Source organism: Streptomyces sp. NBC_00237 (assembly GCF_026342435.1).
Lineage (GTDB): Bacteria > Actinomycetota > Actinomycetes > Streptomycetales > Streptomycetaceae > Streptomyces.
The window spans coordinates 1,341,352-1,366,707 of the sequence record NZ_JAPEMT010000001.1; the positions used below are offsets into that span (position 1 = coordinate 1,341,352).

Below are 25,356 nucleotides of genomic sequence, written 5' to 3' on the forward strand. Positions count from 1 at the left end.
TCGCCCTCTGGGCGGCCCAGCTGCCCAAGGGGCGAGCGGTGGCGGCAAGTCCGCGCGGGGGGTGCCTCGTTGGGTGTGGGCGGTGCCGCCCGTGGCGGTGTTGGCGCTGGTGTTTCTGTATCCGTTGGCGCTGGTCGTGCAGCAGTCGTTCACGGCCGACACGGGAGAGGTCTCCTTCGCGCCCTACGGCGACGTGTTCGCCTCCGAGGCGTTCCGGGAAGCGCTGACCACGACCGTATGGCTCGCCCTCGGGGCGACCGTCGGATGCCTCGTCCTCGGATTCGTGCTCGCGCTCGTCATCGCCTTCGTCCCCTTCCCCGGCGGAAAGGCCGTCGCGAAATTCATCGACGTGTTCCTCTCCTTCCCGTCCTTTCTCATCACGCTCGCGCTGCTCTTCATCTACGGCACCGTGGGAATGGCGAACGGGGTGTGGACCGGAGTCACCGGAGCCGCCGAAGGGCCCTTCCACTTCCTCACCACGCCGTGGGGCGTGCTGCTCGCGGAGATCACGTACTTCACGCCCTTCGTGATGCGCCCCCTCCTCGCCGCCTTCTCGCAGATCGACACCTCGCAGCTCGAAGTGGCCTCGTCGCTCGGGGCGCGGACCTGGCGGATCGTGCGGCAGGTGATCCTCCCCGAGGCGCTGCCCGCGCTCGCGGCGGGCGGGGCGCTCGTCCTGGTGATGTGCCTGAACGAATTCGGAATCGTGCTCTTCACGGGAGCGAAAGGCGTCACGACGCTGCCCATGCTCGTCTACAGCAAGGCGATCCTGGAGTCGGACTATCCGGCCGCCTGTGTCGTCGCCGTCGTCAACATCGCGATATCCGTGGGGCTTTACGGAATGTACCGGGTGGTGAGCCGTCGTGTTGGTGCATAGCCGCACCGGGAAGTGGGCGACCTGGGTCGTCTTCTTCCTCCTCTTCCTTCCGCTCTTCGCGCTTCCCCTGCTGGTGATCGTCGCGGCGTCCTTCTCGACGCACTGGTCGGGGGCGTTCCCCTCCCGGCCGACCGTCGAGAACTACGGGGCCGCCGTACGCGGTGAATCGCTCCAGGCGCTGACCACCAGCCTCGTCACCGCCCTCGCCGCCAGCGTCCTCGCGCTGACCTTCGGGAGCTGGGCCGCGCTCGCCGCGGCTGCCCTCAAGAAGGGCGGGAAGCGGGTGCTGGACGCCCTGTTCATGCTGCCGGTCGCCGTGCCGTCGGTGGTCGTCGGGCTCGCGGTGCTGGTCGCGTTCAGCCAGCCGCCGTTCCTGCTCAACGGCACGCGCTGGATCGTCATCCTCGCGCACACCATTCTTGTCACGGCGTTCGCCTACCAGTCGGTTTCGGCCGCGATCGTACGACTCGATCCGATGTACGAGCAGGCCGCCGCCTCTCTCGGGGCCCGTCCCTCGTACGTCCTGTGGCGGGTGAAGCTGCCGCTCCTGCTGCCGTCCCTGAACGCGGCCGCCGGACTCTGCTTCGCCCTGTCCATGGGCGAGTTGAGCGCCACGATGATGCTCTACCCGCCGGACTGGATGCCGTTGCCGGTGCAGATCTTCACCGCCACCGACCGGGGCTCCCTCTTCGCGGGATCGGCCGTCGCGGTCGTCCTCATGGGGACCACGCTGCTCGTCCTGCTCGCGGTCTCCCGCATCCGTACCAAAGCCTCCTTCCGCTGATCACGCTGATCACGCTGATCAAGCTGATCACGTAGATATCCGTAGACGTCCAAGGGGATACGAATCGCCATGCAGCGCACCCTCAAGCCGCTCGCCGCCGTCGTCGGCAGCCTCGCCCTCGCCGCTTCCCTCTCCGCCTGCGGAGGTTCCTCCGCAGCCTCGTCCTCCGACGAGAAGATCGTCACCGTCTACAGCGCCGACGGCCTCAAGGGCGAGAAGGGCGACGGCTGGTACGACAAGGTCTTCAAGGACTTCGAGAAGAAGACCGGCATCAAGGTCAAGTACGTGGAGGGCGGCTCGGGCGAGATGGTGCAGCGCGCCCTGCGCGAGAAGTCCAACACCCAGGCCGACGTCATCGTCACCCTGCCGCCGTTCATCCAGCAGGCCGACTCCAAGGGCCTCCTCCAGACGTACAGGCCCGCCAACTCCGACATGGTCGCCCCCAGCAACAGGGCGTCCGACGGCAAGTGGACCTCGGTCGTCAACAACTACTTCGGGTTCATCAAGAACAAGAAGGAGCTGCCCGGCGACAGCCCCAAGACCTGGGAGGACCTGCTCGACCCCAAGTTCAAGGGCAAGCTCCAGTACTCCACGCCGGGCGTCGCGGGTGACGGCACCGCCGTCGTCATCAAGGCCATGTACGACTTCAACGGCAAGGACGCCGCCATGGCGTACCTGAAGAAGCTCCAGGCCAACAACGTCGGCCCGTCCTCCTCGACCTCCAAGCTCGCACCGAAGGTCGACAAGGGCGAGATCCTGGTGGCCAACGGCGACGTGCAGATGAACTTCGCGCAGTCCAAGTCCGCCCCGAACCTGGGCATCTGGTTCCCGGCGAAGGCGGGCGGCGCCAAGCCCTCCACCTTCGCGCTGCCGTACGCCGCCGGGCTGGTCGACAAGGCCCCGCACACCGAGAACGGCAAGAAGCTCCTCGACTTCATGCTCTCCGACGAGGCGCAGAAGGACGTCAGCGCCATCGGCGGCGGCTTCCCGGCCCGCACGAACATCCAGCCCAAGGACGCGAACGCCGTCGCGCTCGACAAGGTCCTCACCGGCGTCGAGGTGTTCACCCCGGACTGGGCCGACATCGACAAGAACCTCAAGGAGTACGTCGACGCCTGGAAGACCGCGACGGGCAGCTGATCCCCGTGGCCCGGCCCCGCAGCCGGGTCTCGTAGCCCAGCCCCGTAGCCCAGCTTCGTAACCCCGCGCCGCCCGGCCGTCGGTAACCATTCGGCCAAGCTTCACCACCAGGGTCTGGACCAGCCACCCACTATCACGCAAAGGTAACGGGTCTGGTCCAGACTCTCGCGTTCCGGACCTTCGCACGGCCAGGCCCAGGCCACGTACGTCACGCACGTCCCGCTCTGCCTCGATCTCAACAGCACCGGCCCCGTTGGAGGATCAGCAATGCCCCGAGGTATGTCCCGCCGCACCGTGCTCGCCGGAACAGCCACCGCGGCGGCGGCGGCCGTGGTGTCGGGAGGCGCCCTGAGCGGCGCCGCCCAGGCCGCGCCCGCCGCAGCCCCCGCCGACGTCCCGAAACTTCCCAACGGCACCAGCAGGAACAAGGTCCTCGTCGTCGGCATGGACGGCCTGCGGCACGACCGCATCGCCGCCGCCAAGGCTCCGACCTTCAAGTCCCTGATCGCCAGGGGCACCTTCGCCACCAGCCTGCTCTACTCCCCGCCGACCGCGCAGACGTCGTCGGGACCCGGCTGGTCGACGGTCTCCACCGGGGTGTGGCCCGACAAGCACGGCGTCGTCGACAACAGCTTCCAGGGAAAGAACTACGCCCAGTACCCGGGCTTCCTGGCCCGCCTGCGCGAAGTGAAGCCCGAACTGTCCACGTTCGCCGCCATCGACTGGAAGCCCCTGGACGCCGAGGGGACCGTCACCGCCGGAGCCAGCGCCAAGCTGGTGCTGGACGGGGACGCGGACGGCTACGTGGGGCACGACGCGACCATCGCCCGGGCCGCCGAGTCGATCCTGCGCGACCAGAACCCCGACGTCTGCTTCGTCTACTTCGGCCAGAGCGACATCGTCGGCCACAACTCCGGTGCCATGAGCCCGAAGTACCTGGAGCAGATCGACCTGATGGACGGCTACGTCGGCCGCATGCTCGCCGCGATCACGTCCCGCAAGACGTACGGCCGCGAGCGCTGGACGATTCTCCTCACCACCGACCACGGCCACGCCGACGCGGGCGGTCACGGCGGGCCCTCCATCGAGGAGCGCCGGGTCTTCACGATCGCCCAGGGTCCCGGCATCCCCGCCGGAGCCAAGCCGGTCAACGGCCGCCACGTCGACACCGTCGCCACCGTCTTCCACGCGCTGGGCATCACGCCGAAGCCCGAGTGGGGCCTCGACGGACACCCGCTCCAGCGGCCCTTCGCGGACGGCTTCGACGCCTCGTACCCGCTCCTGAAGCCCGCCGTCGACGAGACCGGAACGCCCCAGGAGGTGCTGGGCTTCACGCACACCCCGGCGGGTGGCTGGACCATCGACAACTCCCGGATGCCGAAGACCGGCGGCGTCGAGGAGTGGCGCGGCTGGACGCTGACCACCGACGAGTTCTGGACCCGCGCCGACAGGGCGCAGGGACGCGAGGCGTTCACCCGGGGGCGCGGCGTGATCGCGGTCGCCGACCCCGACGAGTGGGACGACAAGGGCAACCCGTCCAAGGGCATCGAGTTCGACTCGACGCTCGTCTCGCCCGCGTACCGCGTCGCCCGCAAGACGTCGGTGACGCTGACGTACGCCAGCCACTACGTGCAGGACGGCACCCAGCGCGGAGATGTCCTGGTCTCCTTCGACGGAGCCGCCGACCACCTGGTCAAGCACTACGCCGCCGACGCGAAGAACACCGTCGAGAAGCTGACGGTGCCCGTGCCCAAGGGGGCCCGCACGGTCCGGGTCAAGTTCCGGATGCGGGACGCCCGCAACAGCTGGTACTGGGCCGTGGACAACGTACAAGTCGGCTGATTCCACCCGTAGTTCGGTCCCCCTTCCGCGCGCCACCCGTTTCCCTGGAGAAAGACATGTCCCAAGGCATCTCGCGCCGCGCCGTCCTCCTCGGTGCCGCCGCCGTCGCCGCCACGGCGGGCCCGCTCGCCTCCGCCACGTCGGCCGCCGCCGCAGAGCGCGCGGGCCGGGCGGCCAAGACCCCGAAGGTCCTGGTCATCGGCCTGGACGGGGCGATGGTCCGCCGGATCAAGGACGCCGACGCGCCGAACCTGGACGCGCTGATGGCCTCCGGCGTCACCGCACCCTCCAGCATCTACACCAACCCGATGGCGCCCACCTCCTCCGGGCCCGGCTGGAGCACCCTCATCACGGGCGTGTGGCCGGACAAGCACAAGGTGGTCAACAACGACTTCACCGGCCACAACCTGGCCCAGTACCCGGACTTCATGACCCGTGCCGAGGCCGCCAGACCCGCCCTGAAGACGTACGCGGTCGCGTCCTGGAACCCCGTCACCGACGTCATCTTCTCCGCCAAGGTCGACGAGCGGGTCTCCACCCCGTCCGCCGAGTACGACACCGGCACGACCAAGCGCGCCGTCGCCCGGGTCGCGACGGACGTCGACGCGGTCTTCGTCCACCTCGACAACGTCGACCACGCGGGCCACGCCAGCGGCAACGCCAGCCAGGCGTACCTGGACGCGCTGCACGGCGTCGACACCCAGGTCGGCGAGATCGTCGCCGCCGTGAAGTCCCGTGCCACGTACGGCGACGAGGACTGGCTCATCATGATCACCGCCGACCACGGGCACACCGCGACCGGCGGCCACGGCGGCGACAGCTGGGACGAGCGCCAGACCTTCCTGATCGCCAGCGGCGGCGGGCTGCCCGCCGGGGTCACCCGCCACGACGTGAAGATGCCCGACGTCGCCGTCTCCGCCCTCCACCACCTGGGCGTCGCGGTCGACCCGGCGTGGGGCCTGGACGGCCGGGCCGTCCAGCAGGCCGTGCCGGACGCCTTCGACTCCCTGCGCGGTTCGCTCCAGAAGCGCGTCGACGAGACCGGCGTCGGCGCGGACGTCCTCGGCTTCACGCACGTCGCGCCCAGCGGCTGGTCGGTCGACAACTCCGCGATGGGCACGGGCGGCGTCACCGAGTGGCGCGGCTGGTCCTTCACCACCGACGAGTTCTGGACCCAGGCCGAGAAGAGCCAGCAGCGCGAGCTGAACGTCCGGGCCCGTAACGTCTTCGCGGTCGCCGACGGCGACGAGTGGACCGACAGGACCTTCACCGGGACCTTCGACTCGACGCTGATCAGCCCGAAGTTCACGGTGGCCCCGGGGACGGCCGCCACGCTCACCTACACGACGTACTACCGCCAGGAGTCCCCGCAGAAGGGCGAGGTCCTGGTGTCGTACGGGAGCGCCGCCCCGGTCGTCGTGAAGACGTACACCGCGAACACCTCCTCGCGCGTCGAGAGGATCACGCTCCAGGTCCCGGCGGGCGCGACCACCGCCCAGGTCCGCTTCCGCTACACGGGCGGCAACAACTGGTACTGGACGATCGACGGCGTCAGCATCACCGCCTGAGACGGCTGAGTCCCCGCGGCCTGCGGAGACTAGGCTGGGGGCGTGCACAGGGTTGTGCGCGCCCCCTTCTCTCATGTGTGTACGTACGGCGGGAGTCCCACCAGATGGCAGAGCGCAAGCCGATCGAATCCTGGCTCACCGACATGGACGGAGTCCTCATCCACGAGGGCGTCCCGATCCCCGGCGCCGACGCCTTCATCCGGAAGCTCCGCGACACGGAGAAGCCCTTCCTGGTGCTGACGAACAACTCCATCTACACCGCCCGTGACCTGCACGCCCGCCTCGCCCGGATGGGCCTGGACGTGCCGGTGGAGAACATCTGGACCTCCGCGCTCGCCACCGCCCGGTTCCTGGACGACCAGCGCCCCGGCGGCACCGCGTACGTCATCGGCGAGGCGGGCCTGACCACCGCGCTGCACGACATCGGGTACGTCCTCACCGACCACGAGCCCGACTACGTCGTCCTCGGCGAGACCCGTACGTACTCCTTCGAGGCCCTCACCAAGGCGATCCGCCTGATCAACGGCGGGGCCCGGTTCATCTGCACCAACCCCGACGAGACCGGCCCCTCCGCCGAGGGCCCGCTGCCCGCCACCGGCGCGGTCGCCGCCCTGATCACCAAGGCGACGGGCAAGAAGCCGTACTTCGCGGGCAAGCCCAACCCGCTGATGATGCGCACCGGGCTCAACGCCATCGGCGCGCACTCCGAGACCAGCGCCATGATCGGCGACCGCATGGACACCGACGTGCTGGCTGGTCTGGAGGCGGGCATGAAGACCTACCTGGTCCTCACCGGGCTCACCGGCAAGGACGACATCGACCGGTACCCGTTCCGGCCGTCCTCCGTCGTCGACTCGATCGCGGACCTCGTCGAGCGGATCTGAGGCGCGCGGCGGGTCGCATATCACCCGCAGGGGCCCGTACGGCGCAGTGACAGGCCCCTGCGGATGCGGAATCGTTCGCGCACGTGAATCTTCGGATTACCAGGAGGTTCACAATGCGTAAAGAACTGCATGCTCTGTGTGTCGCAACAGCAGCGACACTCATGCTGGCCGGTCCGGCATACGCCCACGATTCGGTGACCGCGACGCTGACCCCGTCCACAAACGCCCCGGGCGGGGAGGTGTCGGTCAAGGCCAGTGACTGCGAGGGCACCACCGGTGCCGCCAAGTCCGAGGTCTTCGTCGCCGACGCCGAGCTGGGCGGCGGAGGCGGCAAGGCCGTCCCGCTGTTCGGGGAGACCCAGATCAGGTCCACGGCCACGGCCGGGACGTACGACGTCACCATCACGTGCGACGGCCACGACCACCCCAGGGCCGGGACGATCACCATCGTGCACCGGAACGTCCATCCGACCGCCCCGGTCCGCGCGGGCGGCGGCGGCACGGCACTGGCCGCCGAGTCGGACGGTCCCGGCACCCCGCACACCCTGATCGGCCTCGGCCTCGCGGGTGCGGCGGCGATCGCCATCGCGGGCCGTTCCGTCCGCAAGCGCCGCAACGGCTCGCACTAGTAATCGCCATCCCGCCCGCACCGGGTGCACCACGTCGACGCGCTGACAGGGGAGTGACATGACCACCGACCAGAGCTCCTCCGGCAAGGGCCGGATGCTCACGGGCGTCGCCTGGGCGGTGCTGCTCCTCGGGCTGTGGCTGTGGGGCCGCGACCTCACCGACGGGCCGGGCGGCAGCGCCGCACCGACCACCGGTGACGTGGCCGCGGTGGGACGCCCACTGCTTCAGGTCGAACTCCCCGACGCGCACGACCCCGTCGCGGGCGTACGCCCCGGCCGTGTCGACATTCCCTCGCTCGGCATCACCGCCCCCGTCAGCGCCCGAGGGCTCGATGGCACGGGGGCGGTCGATCCGCCGCCGTACGAGAAGCCCCGGGAGGTCGGCTGGTTCGGCGACGGCACCCGCCCCGGCGCGAGCGGGGTCGCGCTGATGGTCGGGCACGTCGACACCCAGAGCAAACCGGCGGTCTTCTACGGCCTCAGCTCCGCCCGCCCCGGCGAGCAGGTCAAGGTCACCGGGGCGGACGGCTCCGTCACCGAGTTCACGATCGACGACGTCCAGGTCTTCAGCCGGGAGAAGTTCGACGCGAAGAAGGCGTACGGCCCCCGCGAGGAGGGCCGCGCGGAACTGCGGCTGATCACCTGCGGCGGCACGTACGACCACGCGGCCAAGCACTACACGGCCAACGTGGTCGTCTCGGCCTACCTGACGGGCGCGGCGGAGGCTCCTGCCACGTCCTGAGCAGCGGCAGGGGAGTTGACCCCCGCCTTCGCCGCCGCTCGCAGCCCCAGCCCGCCGAAGACCGCCGCGAACACGGCCCACAGCAGCAGCTGCGACCCCAGCGACAGCACCCGGAAGTCCCACAACAGCGTTGCCGGTACGGGGACTTCGTCCGGGTTGCCGGGCAGCAGGAACAGCACGGCGAGCGTGGCGGCCCCGGTCAGGAACACCGCCCCCTGCCGCAGCGGCTCCGGCTTCTGGGCCAGCCGGACGTACAACTGCCACGCGAGCAGCATGCCGAGGATCCCGATCACGACGGCGGCCAGCCACAACTGCTGCCGCTCGCCGACCGTGTTGGCGTCACCGACGCCCGGCGGGGCCGCCGGGTAGCGCAGCCCCGGCAGCAGGGCCACGGCGACGAAGGCCGCCGCGCAGAACGCGAGGGCGCGCGGCCAGGCCCGTACGAGATATCCCGTACGACGGTGCACGAGCGCGTACGCGACGGCGAACAGCGCGCCCAGTGCCAGGCCCGCGACGATCGCCGTGATAACGAGGCCGAAGTGCTGCTGGCCGCGCGTGAAGAGCTCCTCGTGGTGGTCGGCGACCGCACCGGCCGCCGCGTGGGCGTGCTCGGCGGCCTCCTCCTTGGCCGAGCGCGCCTCTTCGAGGACGATCGCCCGGTCCATCACCGGTTCCGCGAGCAGCAGGGAGAACAGGCCCGTGACCAGACCGGCGGCCCCGCCCGCCGCGACGCCTCGGCCGAGCAGGGTGAGAGTGGGGTTGCTCATGGTGCGTGCGTCCCCGATCAGTGGCAGGGGGCACCGAAGAGGTGCCGCCCGTCGTGCGAGAACTCGTGCAGATAGCTGCCGGTCGCGGAGATGATGTGGCCGTTGTCCATGAACACGGCGTACAGCGCGATCAGGGAGACGATCACCGCGGCGGCCAGGATCAGCAGATCCCGGGTGCGGGTGGTCGCGGCCGCGAGGTCGGTGGCGGTCTGTGCGGACTGCGGGGCAGACGCGGACATGACGGGGTGAGCCCTCCTTCTGGGGTTTCCACGCCCCATGGCAGGAGAGGCGACGGTTCAGTTCCTGACTTCCGCGCTCCCAGGGGGAGTCGCGGTCACAGTGGCGGGACCGTCCCGGAGTCGCACCGGAGTTCCTGATCGCCGTCGCCTCGACGTGTGAAGTTGTCCCCCGGAGAGTCCCAGCCTGGCCGTGCACTGTCAATGGGACCCCGGCGTGAGGGAAAGCCCAGGTGAACGCCTGGACACCGGGCGGGCGAGAGGAGTACCTGGCCCGGCCGACCGCTCGCTCCCCCCGGAGCTGTCGGCCGGGCTGGTCCTCGACCGCGCGCGCACGAACTGCGGGAGAAGCCCGGCGCCGTCGCGGGAGGTTCTGGGAAGAGCCAACTCGGTTCAACGGGCCGGGGGCTGGGGCCGCACCACCACTGTAGAGCGGTCAAGCCGCGTTCTCCAGAGGGCAATTGACGCAAAGTCACGGCAAAGTCGCTACGCGTGGCCCGGGTCGTCCCCTCGTACCTCGGCAGGGTCCAGCTCTCCCAGGACGACGGCCAGCGCCACGTCCGTCAGCCGCCGCTGATTCCGGCGCGCGTACCCCCGCAGCATGTCGAACGACGTGTCCACCGAGACCGCCCACCGCTCGGCGAGCATGCCCTTCGCCTGCTCCAGACGCACTCGGCTGGTCAGCGCCGTCTGGAGCTGCCCGGCGACCAGCTCGCCCTGCCGGATGGTGCGCTGCTGGAGGATGCCGATGGTGGCCGCGTCCGCCAGCGCCTGGGCGAGCTGCACGTCGCCGGGGCCCAGTTCGGGGAGCGGGGTGTCGACGAACAGGTTCAGCGCGCCGATCACCGTCTCGCGCAGCCGCAGCGGGATCGCGTACGTGGAGCGGAAGCCGTACTCCCGGGCGCGCGGGGTGAACACCGGCCAGCGGGCGACGGCGTCCGCGCTGTCCAGGGCGACCGGCAGGACCGGGGTGCGGCTGTGGTAGCAGTCCAGGCACGGGCCTTCCTGGTGCTGGATCTCCAGCAGTTCCAGCAGCCACGCGCGTTCGTCGGACGAGGCGGCGGTCTGGAGGTCGCCGTGCGGTGTGGCCAGCATCAGCCCGGCCGCGGACCCGCCCAGGAGTTCCACGCAGCGGGTGGCCAGCCGCTGGAGGAAGTCGATCACGTCGAAGTCGTCGACCAGAGTGTCGGCGAGTTCGACGAATGCCGCCGCGATCTTCTGCTCGCGCACGTTGCTGTCCATGCCACGTCACCCACATCTGTTGTACTGCCGGGTGGAGCGCCCGGAGCGCTTCCCATTCGTCATCGTGCTTTCCCCAGTCCGTCGCCGTCCCGCGAGGCGCCTTCGGGGGTGAATATCAGCCGCCGTGCCAACACGTCCCTGGCCGCCTCCAGGATGGGCACGTCGGAGGAGTACGCGTAGGCCCGCAGTCGTACCAGGGCGGCCGAAGGGGCCACCTTGAGCCGGGCCGCGATCATGCCGGTCGCCTGGTGCACCTCGGCGCGGTAGAGCGTGTAGTCCGTGAAGTCCTGGGCCGGCGATCTTCCGGACGGCGGGTCCGGAGGTTCCCCTCCAGTGTGAACGTCTCCGGCGTGTCCGTCCCCGGCGTTTCCGTCCCTGGTGTTTCCGTCCCCGGTGTGGCCGTCTCCCGCCAGTCCGTCTCCCGCCAGTCCGTCTCCGGCACCGAGCAGGGCCAGCGTGAGCGTGTCGCGGAAGACCAGCGCGTCCCGCAGCTCCTGCTCGCTCAGGCCGCCGGGAGCGGCCCGGTACAGGGTCAGCACCCCCAGCCGGATCGCGCCGATCTGGAGCGGCAGCGCGAACACCGCCCGCACTCCCAGGTCCGCCGCCGCGGGGAGGAAGGCGGGCCAGCGCTCCCAGGGCACCTGATCCAGGTCACCGTCCAGCACCAGCGCGCCGGTGGCCTGGACGTCCAGGGCGGGGCCCTGGCCCACGGTGAACTGGAGGTCCTCCAGAGCGGCGCCGGTCGCCCCGGAGAACCACACGGGCTCGCCGGGCGCGCCGTCGGGAGAGGCGGGGCCCACGGAGAGGCTGACCGAGAGCCCGTCCACGCCGAGCACGTCGGCGCAGCGCCGGGCGAAGGGCTCGTCGAGTCCGGCGGTGCGGCGGACCGCCAGCTCGGCGAGCAGGGCGGTCATGCGAGTGCTGACCACAGCCTCCTCCCGAAGAGTCCAGAAGCGTCCCGAAGAGACCTGAAGTGCTCGAAGCGAGCGGTGGGGCGCGTGCGGCCCCGCGGCGCCGCGTCGTGCGTCCTCGCAGTCGCCCCAGCGTAGTGCGTCCTTGCCGAACGGGCAGGCCGAACGCGGTGTGACGGCTTCCGAGGGACCGGGAACGGGACCGGGAACGCGACGGACGGGGCGCACGTTCCGTATGGAAGGATTGGATTCGACCGGCTGCGGCCGGGCAGGGGCGGCTGGGGGGCTGCCTCGGGAACTTCTTTCATCTTCGAGACAGTCAGTCACTTTGAGACGTTCATTCATTTCGAGCAGTCACGTGGAGACGGTCAGTCTTCGGCAGGCGCCCAAGGGGGAGTCGATGTACGGCAGTTACAGCGGACGTGTGCGAGCACTGGGGGCGGTCACGGTGGGGGCCGCCCTGCTCCTGACGGGCTGCAGCTCGGACGACGGCGACAGCGCCGGGGGCACGGGCGGCAAGGCCCCGGTCACGCAGCTCCCCAAGGGCGACGACCCGTACTGGGTCAATCCGGACGCGAAGGCGGCGAAGGCGCTCGCCGGGGAGAGCGACCCGGCCAAGAAGGACCTGATCAAGAAGATCGCCCAGCAGCCGGCGGGCGAGTGGCTGATCCCGGAGAACGCCAAGGACCAGGCGAAGGGCTTCACCGAGGCCGCCGCCCAGGCCGACCGCGAGGCGATCCTCGTCCTCTACAACATCCCGCACCGCGACTGCGGCCAGTACTCCGGCGGCGGCGCCGCCGACGGCGACGCGTACCGGAAGTTCGTCAAGGAGGTCGCCGAGGGCATCGGCGACCGCCCCGCCACCGTGATCCTGGAGCCGGACGCCGTCCTGCACATGGTCGACACCTGCACCCCGGGGAAGTTCCACGAGGAGCGCTACGACCTCCTCAAGGGCGCCATCAAGACCCTGAAGAAGCAGCCCAAGACCAAGGTCTACCTGGACGCGGGCAACGCGGGCTGGGGCAAGCCGGACCAGATCTTCGAGCCGCTGAAGTGGTCGGGCATCGACGAGGCCGACGGCTTCTCGGTGAACGTCTCGAACTACTACTCCACCGAGGCCAGCAAGAAGTACGGCAAGGAGCTGTCCGCGAAGGTCGGCAACAAGCCCTTCGTCATCGACACCAGCCGCAACGGCAACGGCCCCTACACCAAGGGCGACCCGAAGGAACGCTGGTGCAACCCGCCCGGCCGCGCGCTCGGCGAGTCGCCCACCACCAACACCGGCGACCCGCAGGTGCACGCCCTGCTCTGGGTGAAGCGCCCCGGCGAGTCCGACGGCACCTGCAAGGGCGGCCCGCAGGCGGGCCGCTGGTTCGCGGACTACGCGCTGGGCCTGGCGAAGAACGCCCAGTAGACAGGCCGGGTGCGGCAGGCCGCAGCAGGCCGGTACAGCACAACAAGTCCGGTACAGCGCAAAAAGTCCGGTACAGCACAAAAAGTAAGGGGCGCCCTCCGGGAGGGCGCCCCTTACTCGTACCTGCGTGGATCCCTACGGGACCTCGACCCAGACCGCCTCGGAAGGCGTGCCCTGGTCGTCCGTCACGAACAGCATGTAGTACCCGGAGGGCACCAGCGCCTGGTTCTTGGGGACGGTGACGGTGATGCCGTCGGCCGTCTTCTTGAACTCCAGCGCGATGCTGCGCTGGTCCATGTCGGTCATGTGCGTCACCGCGCTCGGCCGCATCAGCTTCGCCGTCTTGATGGACGAGGCGTGCTGCGAGGTGAACGTGCCGGTGCCGCCCCGAGCGATCTTCTTCGGCCCGTCGTTCAGCTTCGGCCGCGAGTCGCGGTAGAGGTACGGCGGGGTGTAGATCTCGATCCGCTGCTCGAAGACGCCCGGCCGGGTGTTGGCCTTGTCCGAGTACAGCGAGTCGGAGCCCGCCACCATGACGCGGCCGTCGGGCAGCAGCACCGAGCTGGAGTGGTAGTTGCGCCCCACTTCGGGGTCGGCGAGCCGCTTGAGCTTGTTGGTCTTCGGGTCGAAGGAGCGCGCCTCCTTGATGTTGGAGTCGCTGCGCCCCCGGTAGTCCTCGGAGCCGCCGGTGATCAGGACGGTGTCGTCCGGCATCAGCGAGGCGCTGGGGTAGCGGGTGCCCTTGTCGAGCGAGGGCCCGTCCTTGAAGGTCGGGTTGTCGTCGTCGGCGTCGACCAGGCGGGTCTTCTCCGTCGACTTCTCCGACTCGCCGACGCCGCCGCCGCCGATGACCATGAACCGCTGGTCCTGCGCCGGGGGCAGCATGACCGAGGCCGAGGTCTCCAGCTGGTCCGGGTCGCTCATGCCCGGGATCTTCTTGAAGCTGTTGTTCGTCAGGTCCCAGATGCCGGGCTCACGGCCGACGTCAGCCGGGCCGTAGCCCGCGTTGGAGCCCGTGTAGATGAGCTTGCCGCTGTTCAGCGTGAACAGCGACGGGTACGTCGGCAGCCGCCGCTCGAAGCCCGTGTACTTCCAGGTCTTCGTCTTCGGGTCGTAGATCTCGTCCTTGCCCGGGACGATCTGGCCGATGTCGTCGAGGCCGGAGGTCGCCAGGACCTTGCCGTCCTTGAGCGTCGTCAGCGACGGGTACCAGCGCGCCTCGTTCATCGGGTCGACGGTGATGTACTTCTCCGCCACCGGGTCGAACTCGTACGCCTCCCGGATGCCCTGGAAGTCCTTCTTGTCCAGGGCGAGCTTCTCGGCGACGCCGTAGGTGTTGCGGGCGTTGGCGCCGGTCAGCGAGGGGATGGCGTAGTTGTCCTGGGCGCCCGACTCGTACTGCTTGCCCGACTGCTTGGCCTCGACGTAGATCCGGCCGAGACCGGCCTCGGTGCGCAGGAACTTGCCCTTGTTGGGGCCGGTCGTGGCGAAGACCTTCTTGGCCTTCTCCACCAGGACCGGGTCCTTGGAGACGTACGTCTTGCCGTTCTTCTTGCCCTGGAAGACGGTCCCGGCGGGGATCGTTATCGGCTTGTCGGGGTTCTCGTTGTGCACCACCATCAGGCCACCGGCCTTGGTGACGTCACCTTCGAGCTTCTCGTACCGCTTGGTGCCGCCCGCGACGAGGAGCTTGCCGTCGCCCAGCTGCGTGTGACCCGAACAGAACATGTCCTTCGGGGTCTTGATCATCTTGTAGGTGTTGTTCTTCGGGTCCCACAGGACCGACTCGAACTTGCCCGCGTCGAAGTTCTTCTGGTTGTTGCCGGACCCCGCGATGAGCAGGACCTTGCCGGTGTGCAGCAGCGCCGAGTGGATCGTGTTGATCTTCTTGTCGGTCGGGACGTCGAGGAAGTCCCACTTGCCGTTCTCCGCCTTGTACTCCTGGCGGTTGATCTTGTACTCGTGGTACTGCTCCGAACCGAAGCGGTACAGCGCGGGCCCGTTGAACGCCGCCACGGCGACGACCACGGCCGCCGTGATGGAGAGGCGCTTGGCCCGGCGGCTCGGACGGAAACTCATTTCTTACGTCCCCCAAGGGAAGAAATCTGCATGGTCTGGTCGGGCGCGGCCCAGCTCGGCTTCTGCTGCGGCGCGTGACCGCCGTCGCCGTACTGCCCCTGGTGCTGGCCGGGGAACGCCTGCTGGTCGCCGTACTCGGGGGCGGTGCCCGCGGAGCCGGGGCCCTGCTGCGGTCCGGGCTTGCCGTTCTTCTTCTCCGCGCGCATGCCCAGGCGCCAGGCGATGATCGGCGCCGCCGTGATGAGGAGGGCGAGCGTGGCCCAGGTGACCATCGCCGGGTGCGAGTGCCCGCGCCAGTACGAGACGCCGATGGACCCGCCGAAGATCAGGATGAAGAACAGGTGGATGCGGAACGTGCCGAACAGCGTGTCCGGGCTGGACGAGTCGCCCTTGGGCGTCACGACGAAGCTGGACTTGCGGCGCAGCGCGGCGTCGAACAGCGAGCGCGCGTAGATCGGCGCCGACAGTGCGGACATCGCCATACCGGCCAGACCGCCGGAACCCTCGGGCTCGTGCGGCGAGACGTTGTGGCGGCGGTTCCAGATGTACAGGCCGATCTGGAGCGCGGAGGCGTTGCCGTACAGCATCATCCAGATGACCGGGTCGATCTGGACACCCGAGGCGCCCATGCCCAGGAACAGCGCACAGGAGAGTGCGGCCAGGATCCAGTTCATGGCGGACATCGGGTAGAAGATGATCATCATCGTGTAGTTGAAGAGCTTGCTCGGGGGCAGCGTGCCCCAGCCCTTCCAGTACTGCTTGAGGATCGTCTCGTACGTACCGCGCGACCAGCGGAGCTGCTGGGTGAAGAAGTCGGTCCAGGCGGTGGGGCCCTCGCCGACGGCCAGCACGTCCGGGGTGTAGACCGAGCGCCACTTCTTGCCCGTCGCCGGGTTCTTGGCGCGGTGGATCTCGAAGCCCGTCGCCATGTCCTCGGTGATCGAGTCGTACAGACCGCCGATCTGCTTCAGCGCCTTGATGCGCACGGCGTTGGACGTGCCCACGAACATGGGGGCGCCGTAGCGGTTGCCCGCGCGCTGGATCAGGGCGTGGAAGAGGAACTGCTGCGACTCGGCGGCCTTCGTGACGAAGGTGTCGTAGTTGCCGTACACCTGCGGGCCGATGACGAAGCCGATGTTCGGGTCGCGGAAGTAGCCGAGCATGCGCTCCAGGTAGTTCGGGAGCGGGATGTGGTCGGTGTCGACCGAGGCGAAGTAGTCGTAGTCGTCACCGTGCGCGTCCAGCCAGGCGTTGTAGTTGCCGTGCTTGGTCTTCGCGCGGTGCGCGCCCTTCTTCTGGTTCCACTTCGCGATGCCCTTGCGGGAGAAGTGGTGCACGCCCAGGCGCTCGCAGACGGCCTTGACCTCGGGGTCGTCGCCCTCGTCGAGGAGCCAGATGTGCAGCAGGCCCCGGTGGCGGATCTTGACGGCCGCCTCCAGGGTCTTGGTGACCATCGACAGCGGTTCCTTGCCGGGCACGAAGGAGGTCATGAAGGCGACCCGGGTGCCGGTCTCGGGGACGACCGGGATCGGGTCGCGCGCGACGAGCGTGGCGTGCGCGTTGGAGATCACGTTCAGCGTGCGGAAGAGCTCGATGAGGCCGATCGACACGAGCATGACGACGTCGAGCGCGCGCAGGAGGTCGTCCTGGAGGTTCGGGTCGCGGTCGGTCCAGTGCGAGGGCTGCATCAGCCAGACGAAGAGGCCGAGCGAGAGCAGCGGTGCGGCGCACAGCAGCAGGGCCGCACGGATGCGGTGCGGCTCCTGGGAGATCAGCGAGCGGTACTGGACCCGGTACGGCTTGCTCGGGTCCGGCTGGGTCAGCGGACCGGCGAGGCGGCTGTAGTGCTCGTAGTCGTACTTGGGCAGCGCCTTCTGCTGTCGGCGACCCTGTCCGCCCGACGTGGGCTGGGGGGGAACCCGCAGCTGCGTCGTCTGGGTGGGGTCGTGGGTAGGGTCGTGGTACTGCCCGGCGCCGCTCGGCGTCGACGTCATGAGTCATCCCCCCGCACGCAAAGCTGGCTGCGTGAGTTCGTAGGTCTCTTCGCTCGCTGGCGGTCCCCCTCGACCGTCCCCGAACGCATCAATGGCGAGGCCGCCATCACCACAGACACAGGACGGCAACCTTCCGGTTGCATGATGCCCGCCCTGATGTCGATCAGTGAAAGGGGCCCCCGCCCGGTGGGGCGCTGACGCGCCCCGCATGGCCCGGCCGTCCCCTCGTCGGCCGTCCGAGCCTCAACTCGTCGAACCGTCCGCCCCATTGGAGCCACTGGCTCCAGGATAGGTTCCCCGACTCTTCATGTGATCGCAAGGGTCGCTGATCGCAGGGTCGCCGGGACCCGGGGGGAGTCCGGGGAGGGCCCGGACCCGTGGGAATGACCGAGACCCTCCCACCGGTGGTGGGAGGGTCTCGGTTGCGCGTGCGCCGCCAGGGACTCGAACCCCGGACCCGCTGATTAAGAGTCAGCTGCTCTAACCAACTGAGCTAGCGGCGCCTGCTGACTCGGAGAACTCTACCGGATGTTCGAGAGTGGTTTGAACCAGCGAGTGACCGGGATGTCCGTCTTCAAATATTTCGTACCGTCAAGATGCGGTATGTCCGGGCAGTTGGGACACTCGGCGTGTGATCCAGTTCGAGGAGATTCAGCCCGCCGCCGACTGTCCCTGCACCGGCTGTGCGGCCCGCCGCCGGGAGTGCCGGACGCGTTCTCTTTCCGTACGTGACGGGGGTCACGCCGCACGCACGGCGTTGGTGCTGGTCACGGCGGCCGGAGTGGTGCTGGGCGGCGGGGGAGCGGCGGGAGCGGCCGAGACGACGCCGGACGGGGAGGGGTACCACGACCACAGTGCGCACTACGAGCTGGAGAAGAGGGCGGAGAGGAGGGGAGGGGAGGAGGGGGAGAAGGAGAAGGAGAAGGAGAAGGAGAGGGGGAAGGGAGAGGAGCTGGATGTCCCGGTGCCGCAGGGGCAGGCCGCGCCGCTGCACGGAGGATCTGATTCCGCTTCTCGTTCCCCCGGGGCCGGTGCCCCCGGCCCCTCCGGTGTCGCTGCCGCGCCGAAGCTGAAGCCCGCCACCCGCTCCGAGATCGTCAAGCGCGCCAAGACCTGGGTCGCGGCCGGGGTCCCGTACAGCATGGAGAAGTACTGGAGCGACGGGTACCGGCAGGACTGCTCGGGGTACGTCTCGATGGCCTGGGGGCTCAGCGGCAACGAGTGGACGGGCAGCCTCGCCGACTACGGGGTCAAGGTGGACCGTGACCAGCTCCAGCCCGGCGACATCCTGCTCTTCCACAACACCGACGACCCGCACGACGGCTCCCACGTCACCATCTTCGGCGGCTGGACGGACTACACCCACGGCCACTACCTCGCGTACGAACAGACCCGTCCCAGGACCCGCCACCAGTCCACCCCGCTCGGCTACTGGAACAACGCGGACCGCTATCTGGCCTACCGCTACAAGGGCCTCGTCGGCTCCACGGCCGTGCAGGGCGCGCCCGGCGCCCCCGTGTATCCCGGGGCGAAGCACTTCCGGGCGGGGCAGTCCAACGCGTACGTGGAGCAGTTGGGGCGGCGGCTGACGGAGCGGGGCTTCGGCAAGCACTACAGGGTCGGTCCCGGCCCCCGCTGGGGCGAGGCCGACCGGCGCAACGTCGAGGCGTTCCAGCGGGCGCAGGGCTGGCGGGGCGCGGCGGCGGACGGCTACCCGGGGCCGGAGACGTGGCGGCGGCTGTTCGCCACGGGGGCTGCGGAGGGTGCGACGACGGAGGGTGTGCGGCGATGAGCGATTCCGTGGGTACGACGGCGAGCGGGACGAGCGGGACGGGCAGGGCGAGCGGGACGGGCGGGGTGAGTGGGGCGGGCGGGGCCGTGGGGGTCACCGGCCGGAGTCCGGTGATCAGGAACGAGGCGACCACCGAGATCCCCGTGCACCTTCTCTTCCGCGACGAGCCGGGGATCGGTGACGAGCCGGGGACCCGCGACGAGTCGAGGATCGGTGACGGGCCGAGGATCGGTGACGGGCCGAGGGAGGCCGTCGTCTCCTCGGGCGTGGCCGTCGTCGGGCGGCGGCGCGGTACCGGTGAGCAGCGCAGGGTGGCCGCCGCCCCTCCCGCCCCCGAGGAGACCGGGGCCGCGCACCGGGCGCCGGTGGAGCGGCCGGGTCCGGCGCGCCCCGGCTGGGCGGCGGTCGGCGTGGGTCTCGCGGCGGCGGCCGGATGCGCGGCGGTGTTGTGGTGGGTGGGGCTGGCCCCGGGGCCCGTGCGCGCGCTGCTCGGGCTGCCCCTGCGGACGTACGACGGCATGAGGATCGGTGACTGGGGGGCGCTGGCCGGGCTGGTGGGGGTGGGGCTGTGCGCGTTCGGCGGGCTGACCCGGGGAAAGGAGGGGTACGCGTTCGTGCTCACGCTCTTCGGGGCGTACCGGGGGAGTGTGCGGCGGACGGGGCTGGTGTGGCTGAGCCCGCTGCTGGTGCGCCGACGGGTGGACGTCAGGCTCAAGCACTGGCGGAGCGAGCCGCTGTCCGTCGTCGACCGGAACGGCATTCCGCTGCGCGTCGTGGTCCTGGTGGTGTGGCGGGTGGCGGACCCGGCGCGGGCCACCCTCACGGTCCGTGACCACGCCGGGCAGCTGCGCGGGCAGGTCGAGGCGGGGCTCGCGCGAGTGCTGTCGCAGCTGCCCGCCGACGCGCTCGGGGCGAAGGCGGGCGGCGGGGGGCGGACCCTTCGGGACGCGGCGGCGGTCGGGGACGCGCTGACCCGGCAGGTGGCCGCGCGGGCGGCGGCGACCGGGGTCGAGGTGTTCTCCGTACAGCCCCTGCGGATCGAGTACGCACCCGAGGTCGCGGAGGCGATGCGGCGCAGGCGGTTCGCGGCGCTGGACGCGGCCGACCGGGAGCGGGCGCTGGGCGCGGCGGTCGACGCGGTCGAGGACACGGTGCGCAGGCTCACCGCGCGGGGGCTCGTGGGGGAGCTGGACGACTACGAACGGCGTTCTCTGGTGCGGGAGTTGATGGTGGCGTACCTCGGGGGGAGGTAGCGGCGGAAGCCTTCGGCAGGGGGGCGAAGGCGTGGATTCCGGTCGACTTTCCTTAAGCCCTCTTAACTTCCGGCATTGGTCTGGACATGTCCAACCGTCCTCCCTACATTGGGCCTTGGTCTAGACCGCAATCCCCAGTTTTGGCCACGCGCGCGTGATCAGTACCTCCCGTACAGCACCTCCCGTACGGCTCACAGAACTCCCCCACGTTCTCCTGGAGCGATCATGCGTAAAAGGGCAATGAGTGCTGCCGTCGTAGGACTCGCCGTGGCGGGCAGCGCCATGCTGGCCACCAGCAGCGCCAACAGTCACGGGTACACCGACTCCCCGATCAGCCGCCAGAAACTCTGTGCCAACGGCACGGTGAAGAACTGCGGATCCATCCAGTGGGAACCGCAGAGCGTCGAGGGCCCCAAGGGCTTCCCGGCGTCAGGACCGGCCGACGGCCGGATATGTGCGGGCGGCAACAGCGGCTTCGCACAGCTCGACGACCCGAGGGCCGGGGCCTGGCCCGCCACCCAGGTCTCGGGCGGCCAGAGCTACTCCTTCCGCTGGCAGTTCACCGCGCGGCACCGCACGTCGGACTTCCGGTACTACATCACCAAGCAGGGCTGGGACCCGAGCAAGCCGCTCACCCGGGCCTCGCTCGACCCGCAGCCGTTCCTGAACGTGCCGTACGGCGGCCAGCAGCCGCCCGCGACGCTGACCCACCAGGGAACGATTCCCTCGGGCAAGACCGGCAGGCACGTCGTGCTGGCGGTGTGGAACGTGTACGACACCGCGAACGCGTTCTACGCCTGCTCGGACGTGAAGTTCTGACGGGTCCCGTCACTGCGGGAGGTGTGAGCCGTCCCCGGCCTCGGCGGGGGGCGGCTCGTGCCGTACGGGTGAATGACGCGGAGGTTTCCGGTGCTCGACGCCTACGGATCTCCCCACCCGAATCCCGTCCACCCCCCACTCTCGCCCTGCCGCTCCGGCACCCCCATCCCCTCCCGCTCCCGTCTCGCCTCCTTAGGCGGCGGGCCATCCCCTCCCGCTCCCGTCGCGCCTCCTTAGGCGGCGGGCCAGCCCCTCTCCGCTTCCGCCCAGCCCCCTCGGGTCGCGGGGCCTCCGCCTCGCCCCCCTTGGGCTCCGCCCTCCGCTTCCCTCGCCCCCTTGGGCGGCGGGGCCGCCCCCCGGGGGCGGGACGGGCGGGCAAGGGGGCGGGCCCCCTCGCTCCGGGCCCACCCCGGAGCACCCCCGCCCCGCCCCGCTACCGGCGCACCCCTCGCGAGGGGGCCCGCCCCGGTGCCGCCCGCCGTTACCTCCGCCGATGGGTGCGCCGCACCCCAGTGCGCCTGCGGCGGGCTGCCCCTCCCCACCCCTTCACCTAAAGCGCTCGCCGCGCGGCTGTCCCGGAGACGTGCGGGTGCGTGGGGGCTGGCCGCGCAGTTCCCCGCGCCCCTCAAGGGGCACGTTCACGCAAGCCCTAGTGGAGCAGGGAGCGCACGTGCGGCGGAGCCGCACAGTGATACAGCCCCGCGCCCCTGAAGGGGCACGTTCACGCAAGCCCTAGTGGAGCAGGGAGCGCACGTGCGGCGGAGCCGCACAGTGATACAGCCCCGCGCCCCTGAAGGGGCACGTTCACGCAAGCCCCAGCGGAGCAGGGAGCGCACGTGCGGCGGAGCCGCACAGTGATACAGCCCCGCGCCCCTGAAGGGGCACGTTCACGTAAGCCCTAGTGGAGCAGGGAGCGCACGTGCGGCGGAGCCGCACAGTGATACGGCCCCGCGCCCCTGAAGGCGCGCATCCCCCCAGCCCCGGCGGAGCCGGGCAGTGATGCGGTCCCCGCCCCCAACATTGCGTGCGCCCCAACCCCCATTGCCACCCCGTGAATTGTCGGCCGGAATCCACCTCCCTACGCGCGCCGCCATGGACTCCCCCCACCCCCTCGACGTTTCCTGGTGAGGCTCGTGAGCACACCTGAGACCCCAGGGGGAGTCACCTTGCCTTCCATGCCCCGCCGCACCTTCCTCCAGGCCGCAACCGTCACGGTCGGCGCCGTCGCCGTCGGGGGCGGGGCCGGGGTGGCGACGGGCCCGCAGGCCCTCGCCGCACCGGTTCCGCCCCGCACCCTCCACCTGACCGCCGCCACCAACGGCTCCGCCACCGCCCACCGCACCCACTTCATCGCCGAGGTCCAGAACGTCCTGTGGTCCTTCGACGGGAGCGGCGGCCCCGCCAAGGCCCTCACCCCGCCCGACCTCGAACCCACCCGCCCCGTCCTCTCGCCCGACGGCCGCCAGGTCGCCCTGGCCGCCTACCGAGGGGGCCACTTCCACATCTGGGTGATGAACGCCGACGGGTCCGGACTGCGCCGCCTCACCGAAGGACCCTGGGACGACCGAGGCCCCGTCTGGTCCCCGGACGGCACCCGCCTCGCCTTCTCCTCCGAACGCGGCGGCGACCCCGTCAAGGGCAGCCCGTACCGGATCTGGACCGTCGAGGTCCGCACCGGGCAGCTCAGTCAACTCACCGGCAGGGAAAGCCAGTCGGGGCCGCACCAGGACAAGCCCTGGGAGGACTTCGACCCCGCCTGGGGCGGCGACGGCACCCGCGTGCTCTTCGTGCGCGGCGCCGTCGAAGGAGCCTCGCTCCAGGCCCGTACGATCGCCTCGGTCCCCGCCGACGGGTCGGGGGCCGTCACCGTCGTGCACGCCGAGCCCGCCACCGCGCCGCCCGGCGGCCTCCAGACACCCGCCGTCTCCCCGGCGGGCCGCACCGCCTGGCTGCGCAGCACCGCCACCGGGCCCACCGCCCGCTTCCAGTTCGTATCCCTCGTGGTCGACGGGAAGAACGTGCAGGTCGAGGGCTCGCTGGCGGTCGCCCCGCCGCGCTGGCTCGACGACGAGCACCTGCTGGTCACCCTCGACGGGCAGTTCCAGATCGTCCGCCCGCACCGCGACCCCACCGGCCGGAAGGTGCCCTTCCGCGCGGAGCTGCCGGTCGAGCAACCCTCGTACCGGGTGAAGAGGTACGAGCTGGAGCCCCGCGGCACCCGCCGCGTGCGCGGCATCCAGCAGCCGGTGCTCGCCCCCGACGGCCGCTCCTTCGCCTTCGTCGCGCTGAACTCCCTGTGGGTGCAGCCGACGTCCGGGCGCGGCGCCCGGCCGAGGCGGGTGGTGGAGGGCGCACCGACCAGCTACCTCCAGGGTCCGTCCTTCAGCCGCGACGGGCGGTGGCTGCTGTACGTCGACGACCGCGACGGGCTGAACTCCGTGCGGCGCGTCGAACTCGCGACGGGGAAAGAGGAGTTGCTGGCCCAGGGCGGGCGCACGCATCCCGCGCTCTCGCCCGACGGCAAGCGGCTCGCCTGCCTCGACATGACCGGTGGACTCGTCGTACGGGACCTCGCGAGCGGAGCCGAGAAGGTCGTGGCCGCACCGCTCGGCGGGGGCGGGCTGCCCGGTCCGCCGAGCTGGTCGCCGGACGGCAGGCACGTCGCGTACGCGGACCGGAACCGGCTCAATTACCGCTTCCGGGAGGGGTACAACCTCATCCGGGTGGTGGAGGTCGCCACCGGGGCCTCACGGCTGCACGCGCTCGCGCCCTTCGCCTCGCTGTCCGACCGGTACGCCTCCGGGCCCGCCTGGTCGCACGACGGGAAGTGGCTCGCCTGCGTGAGCGAGTCCGCGCTGTGGGTGCTGCCGGTGGGGGCGGACGGCAGCCCGGCGGGAGAGGCGAAGCAGGTGTCCGACTACGGTGCCGACCAACCGAGTTGGGCCGCCGACTCGCGCACGATCCTCTATCTGGCCGAGGGGAAGGTACGGCTCACGACGCGCGGCGCGAAGGGGGCCGGGCGGGAGATCCCGGTGCGGCTCGACTACCGCAGCTCCGCACCCGCCGAGGTCGTCGTCCACGCGGGACGGCTCTGGGACGGCACCGCGGGCGACGGGCGGGTGCGGTCCGACGTCGACATCCTGATCCGGGACGGGCGCATCGCCGGGATCGAACCGCACCGGGAGGGGCGCAAGGCCGGACGGTTCGTCGACGCCTCGCGGCAGACCGTCCTGCCGGGGCTCTGGGACGCGCACACCCACCCCTGGCAGTACACGTACGGGGCCCGGCAGACCGCCGTGTCGCTGGCGTACGGCATCACGACGACCGTGTCCCTGGCCGGGTTCTCCTACGAGCAGGCCAGGCTGCGGGAGGACGTCGTCGCCGGGCGGCTCGCCGGGCCCCGGCTGCTGACCACCGGCGAGCTCCTCGACGGGTCCCGCGTGGCCTACAGCATGGGGCGCGCCCACCGGACGCAGGACGGGCTGCGCCGGTCGCTGGCCCGGGGGGCCGCGCTGGACTGGGACTTCGTGAAGACGTACGTCAGAGCCCCGCTCGCGTACATGGAGCGGGCGGCCCGGTTCGGGCACGAGGAGCTGGGGGTGCTGTCCGGGTCGCACCTCGTCTCGCAGGGGGTGCAGAGCGGGGAGGACCTGACCAGCCACCTGATCGCCACGGAGCGGGCCGAGCAGGGGCACGGGGCGACGAGCGAGGGATTCACGTACGGGGACACCGTCGCCGCCTACACGGAGGGCGGGCTGAAGCTGCTGGCGACGCCCTTCGTCGCGTCGCCGCTGCTGGGCGACTTCCCCGAGCTGGCCGACGACGTACGGGTCACGGCGATGATGCCGCCGTGGGACGCGGCGGCGGTCAGGGCGAGCGCCGCCCAGGCTCCGACGGATGCCCAACGGCTGGCGCTGCGGAGGGAGTTGGCGACGTACCGGGGCATCGTGGACGGGGGTGGGCGGATGGCGATCGGCACGGACACGCCCATCACACCGGTCGGGCTGACGCTCCACATCGTGCTGCGGGCGATGGTCAGGGGCGGCTTCACGGCCGCGGAGGCGCTGCGGTCCGTGACGCGGACCCCGGCGGAGCTCTTCGGGGCGGAGCGGGACCTGGGCACCGTCGAGGTGGGGAAGCTGGGTGACCTCACCGTCGTGGACGGGAACCCACTGGAGGACTTCGACGACCTGGTGAAGGTGAGCGCGGTACTCGTGGGCGGACGCGTGCACGAGCGCGAGGCGCTCGGTGCGGTGTACGAGGGGCGCCGGGCCGCGCCGGGGGTGGCGCTCAGGGCGGAGGCGCGCTGGGAGGGGGTGCGGGAGCAGATGGAGGAGGGCGGCTGCTGCTGAGCACCGCACACGGGGAAACACGGAGGAGGCC

19 protein-coding genes, 1 tRNA gene and 1 riboswitch are annotated in these 25,356 nt (G+C 70.6%); of the genes, 13 read left to right on the forward strand and 7 right to left on the reverse strand.

Features of this window, described 5'->3' with window-relative positions:
* The first annotated feature begins 7 nt into the window (after positions 1 to 7).
* From OG897_RS05800 to OG897_RS05835, 8 genes are all read left to right on the forward strand, one after another.
* Positions 8 to 877: a 2-aminoethylphosphonate ABC transporter permease subunit gene (locus OG897_RS05800; protein ID WP_266656599.1), complete on the forward strand. Its 870-nt coding sequence runs from the start codon at positions 8 to 10 to the stop codon at positions 875 to 877.
* The gene (locus OG897_RS05805; RefSeq protein WP_266653489.1) at positions 864 to 1,661 is read left to right on the forward strand and encodes an ABC transporter permease; all 798 of its coding nucleotides are present in this window, start codon (positions 864 to 866) and stop codon (positions 1,659 to 1,661) included. Before OG897_RS05800 ends, OG897_RS05805 begins: the two co-directional genes overlap by 14 nt.
* 69 nt (positions 1,662 to 1,730) lie before the next feature.
* A complete protein-coding gene (locus OG897_RS05810; RefSeq protein WP_266653491.1) occupies positions 1,731 to 2,801 on the forward strand; it encodes a 2-aminoethylphosphonate ABC transporter substrate-binding protein in 1,071 nt (356 codons plus the stop codon).
* A gap of 267 nt (positions 2,802 to 3,068) precedes the next feature.
* A complete protein-coding gene (locus tag OG897_RS05815) occupies positions 3,069 to 4,643 on the forward strand; it encodes an alkaline phosphatase family protein (protein ID WP_266653493.1) in 1,575 nt (524 codons plus the stop codon).
* A 56-nt stretch (positions 4,644 to 4,699) separates the two neighbouring features.
* On the forward strand, positions 4,700 to 6,211 hold the full coding sequence (locus OG897_RS05820) for an alkaline phosphatase family protein (RefSeq protein ID WP_266653495.1): 1,512 nt from the start codon (positions 4,700 to 4,702) through the stop codon (positions 6,209 to 6,211).
* Between the two features lie 104 nt (positions 6,212 to 6,315).
* Positions 6,316 to 7,095 (forward strand): HAD-IIA family hydrolase, encoded by a 780-nt coding sequence (locus OG897_RS05825; RefSeq protein WP_266653497.1) that lies wholly within the window; start codon positions 6,316 to 6,318, stop codon positions 7,093 to 7,095.
* A 161-nt stretch (positions 7,096 to 7,256) separates the two neighbouring features.
* Entirely contained in the window at positions 7,257 to 7,724 is a 468-nt protein-coding gene (locus OG897_RS05830; RefSeq protein ID WP_266653499.1) for a hypothetical protein, read from the forward strand.
* 58 nt (positions 7,725 to 7,782) lie between these two features.
* Positions 7,783 to 8,466 (forward strand): class F sortase, encoded by a 684-nt coding sequence (locus tag OG897_RS05835; RefSeq protein WP_266653501.1) that lies wholly within the window; start codon positions 7,783 to 7,785, stop codon positions 8,464 to 8,466.
* Here the strand turns inward: OG897_RS05835 and OG897_RS05840 are convergent.
* The 4 genes from OG897_RS05840 to OG897_RS05855 form a co-directional block, all read right to left on the reverse strand.
* Positions 8,427 to 9,233, reverse strand: a complete 807-nt coding sequence (locus OG897_RS05840; protein WP_266653503.1) for a CbtA family protein — start codon at positions 9,231 to 9,233, stop codon at positions 8,427 to 8,429. The genes OG897_RS05835 and OG897_RS05840 overlap by 40 nt on opposite strands.
* A 17-nt stretch (positions 9,234 to 9,250) precedes the next feature.
* Positions 9,251 to 9,472: a CbtB-domain containing protein gene (locus tag OG897_RS05845; protein ID WP_266653505.1), complete on the reverse strand. Its 222-nt coding sequence runs from the start codon at positions 9,470 to 9,472 to the stop codon at positions 9,251 to 9,253.
* Between the two features lie 58 nt (positions 9,473 to 9,530).
* A riboswitch (cobalamin riboswitch) is annotated at positions 9,531 to 9,611 on the reverse strand.
* 344 nt (positions 9,612 to 9,955) lie between these two features.
* Complete coding sequence (locus tag OG897_RS05850) at positions 9,956 to 10,711, reverse strand: GAF and ANTAR domain-containing protein (protein ID WP_266653507.1); 756 nt, start codon at positions 10,709 to 10,711, stop codon at positions 9,956 to 9,958.
* A gap of 59 nt (positions 10,712 to 10,770) precedes the next feature.
* A complete protein-coding gene (locus OG897_RS05855; protein WP_266653509.1) occupies positions 10,771 to 11,640 on the reverse strand; it encodes a GAF and ANTAR domain-containing protein in 870 nt (289 codons plus the stop codon).
* A 382-nt stretch (positions 11,641 to 12,022) separates the two neighbouring features.
* Between OG897_RS05855 and OG897_RS05860 the strand changes: the two genes are divergently transcribed.
* The gene (locus OG897_RS05860) at positions 12,023 to 13,036 is read left to right on the forward strand and encodes a glycoside hydrolase family 6 protein (RefSeq protein ID WP_266653511.1); all 1,014 of its coding nucleotides are present in this window, start codon (positions 12,023 to 12,025) and stop codon (positions 13,034 to 13,036) included.
* Between the two features lie 135 nt (positions 13,037 to 13,171).
* On the opposite strand, the gene OG897_RS05865 is transcribed toward OG897_RS05860, so the two are convergent.
* From OG897_RS05865 to OG897_RS05875, 3 genes are all read right to left on the reverse strand, one after another.
* Positions 13,172 to 15,115: a galactose oxidase-like domain-containing protein gene (locus OG897_RS05865; protein ID WP_266653513.1), complete on the reverse strand. Its 1,944-nt coding sequence runs from the start codon at positions 15,113 to 15,115 to the stop codon at positions 13,172 to 13,174.
* On the reverse strand, positions 15,112 to 17,109 hold the full coding sequence (locus OG897_RS05870) for a cellulose synthase catalytic subunit (RefSeq protein WP_266653515.1): 1,998 nt from the start codon (positions 17,107 to 17,109) through the stop codon (positions 15,112 to 15,114). Before OG897_RS05870 ends, OG897_RS05865 begins: the two co-directional genes overlap by 4 nt.
* A 429-nt stretch (positions 17,110 to 17,538) precedes the next feature.
* Positions 17,539 to 17,612, reverse strand: a tRNA-Lys gene (locus tag OG897_RS05875).
* A 128-nt stretch (positions 17,613 to 17,740) separates the two neighbouring features.
* Here OG897_RS05875 and OG897_RS05880 point away from each other — a divergent pair.
* The 4 genes from OG897_RS05880 to OG897_RS05895 all read left to right on the forward strand — a co-directional run bounded on the left by OG897_RS05880 (position 17,741) and on the right by OG897_RS05895 (position 25,325).
* Entirely contained in the window at positions 17,741 to 18,901 is a 1,161-nt protein-coding gene (locus OG897_RS05880) for a peptidoglycan-binding protein (protein WP_266653517.1), read from the forward strand.
* Positions 18,898 to 20,154 (forward strand): SPFH domain-containing protein, encoded by a 1,257-nt coding sequence (locus tag OG897_RS05885; RefSeq protein WP_266653519.1) that lies wholly within the window; start codon positions 18,898 to 18,900, stop codon positions 20,152 to 20,154. The genes OG897_RS05880 and OG897_RS05885 overlap by 4 nt, the downstream gene beginning before the upstream one ends.
* Positions 20,155 to 20,379: 225 nt before the next feature.
* Positions 20,380 to 20,973 (forward strand): lytic polysaccharide monooxygenase, encoded by a 594-nt coding sequence (locus OG897_RS05890; protein WP_266653521.1) that lies wholly within the window; start codon positions 20,380 to 20,382, stop codon positions 20,971 to 20,973.
* Positions 20,974 to 22,148: 1,175 nt separating this feature from the next.
* Positions 22,149 to 25,325, forward strand: a complete 3,177-nt coding sequence (locus OG897_RS05895) for an amidohydrolase family protein (protein WP_266653523.1) — start codon at positions 22,149 to 22,151, stop codon at positions 25,323 to 25,325.
* The last annotated feature ends 31 nt before the right edge of the window (positions 25,326 to 25,356 follow it).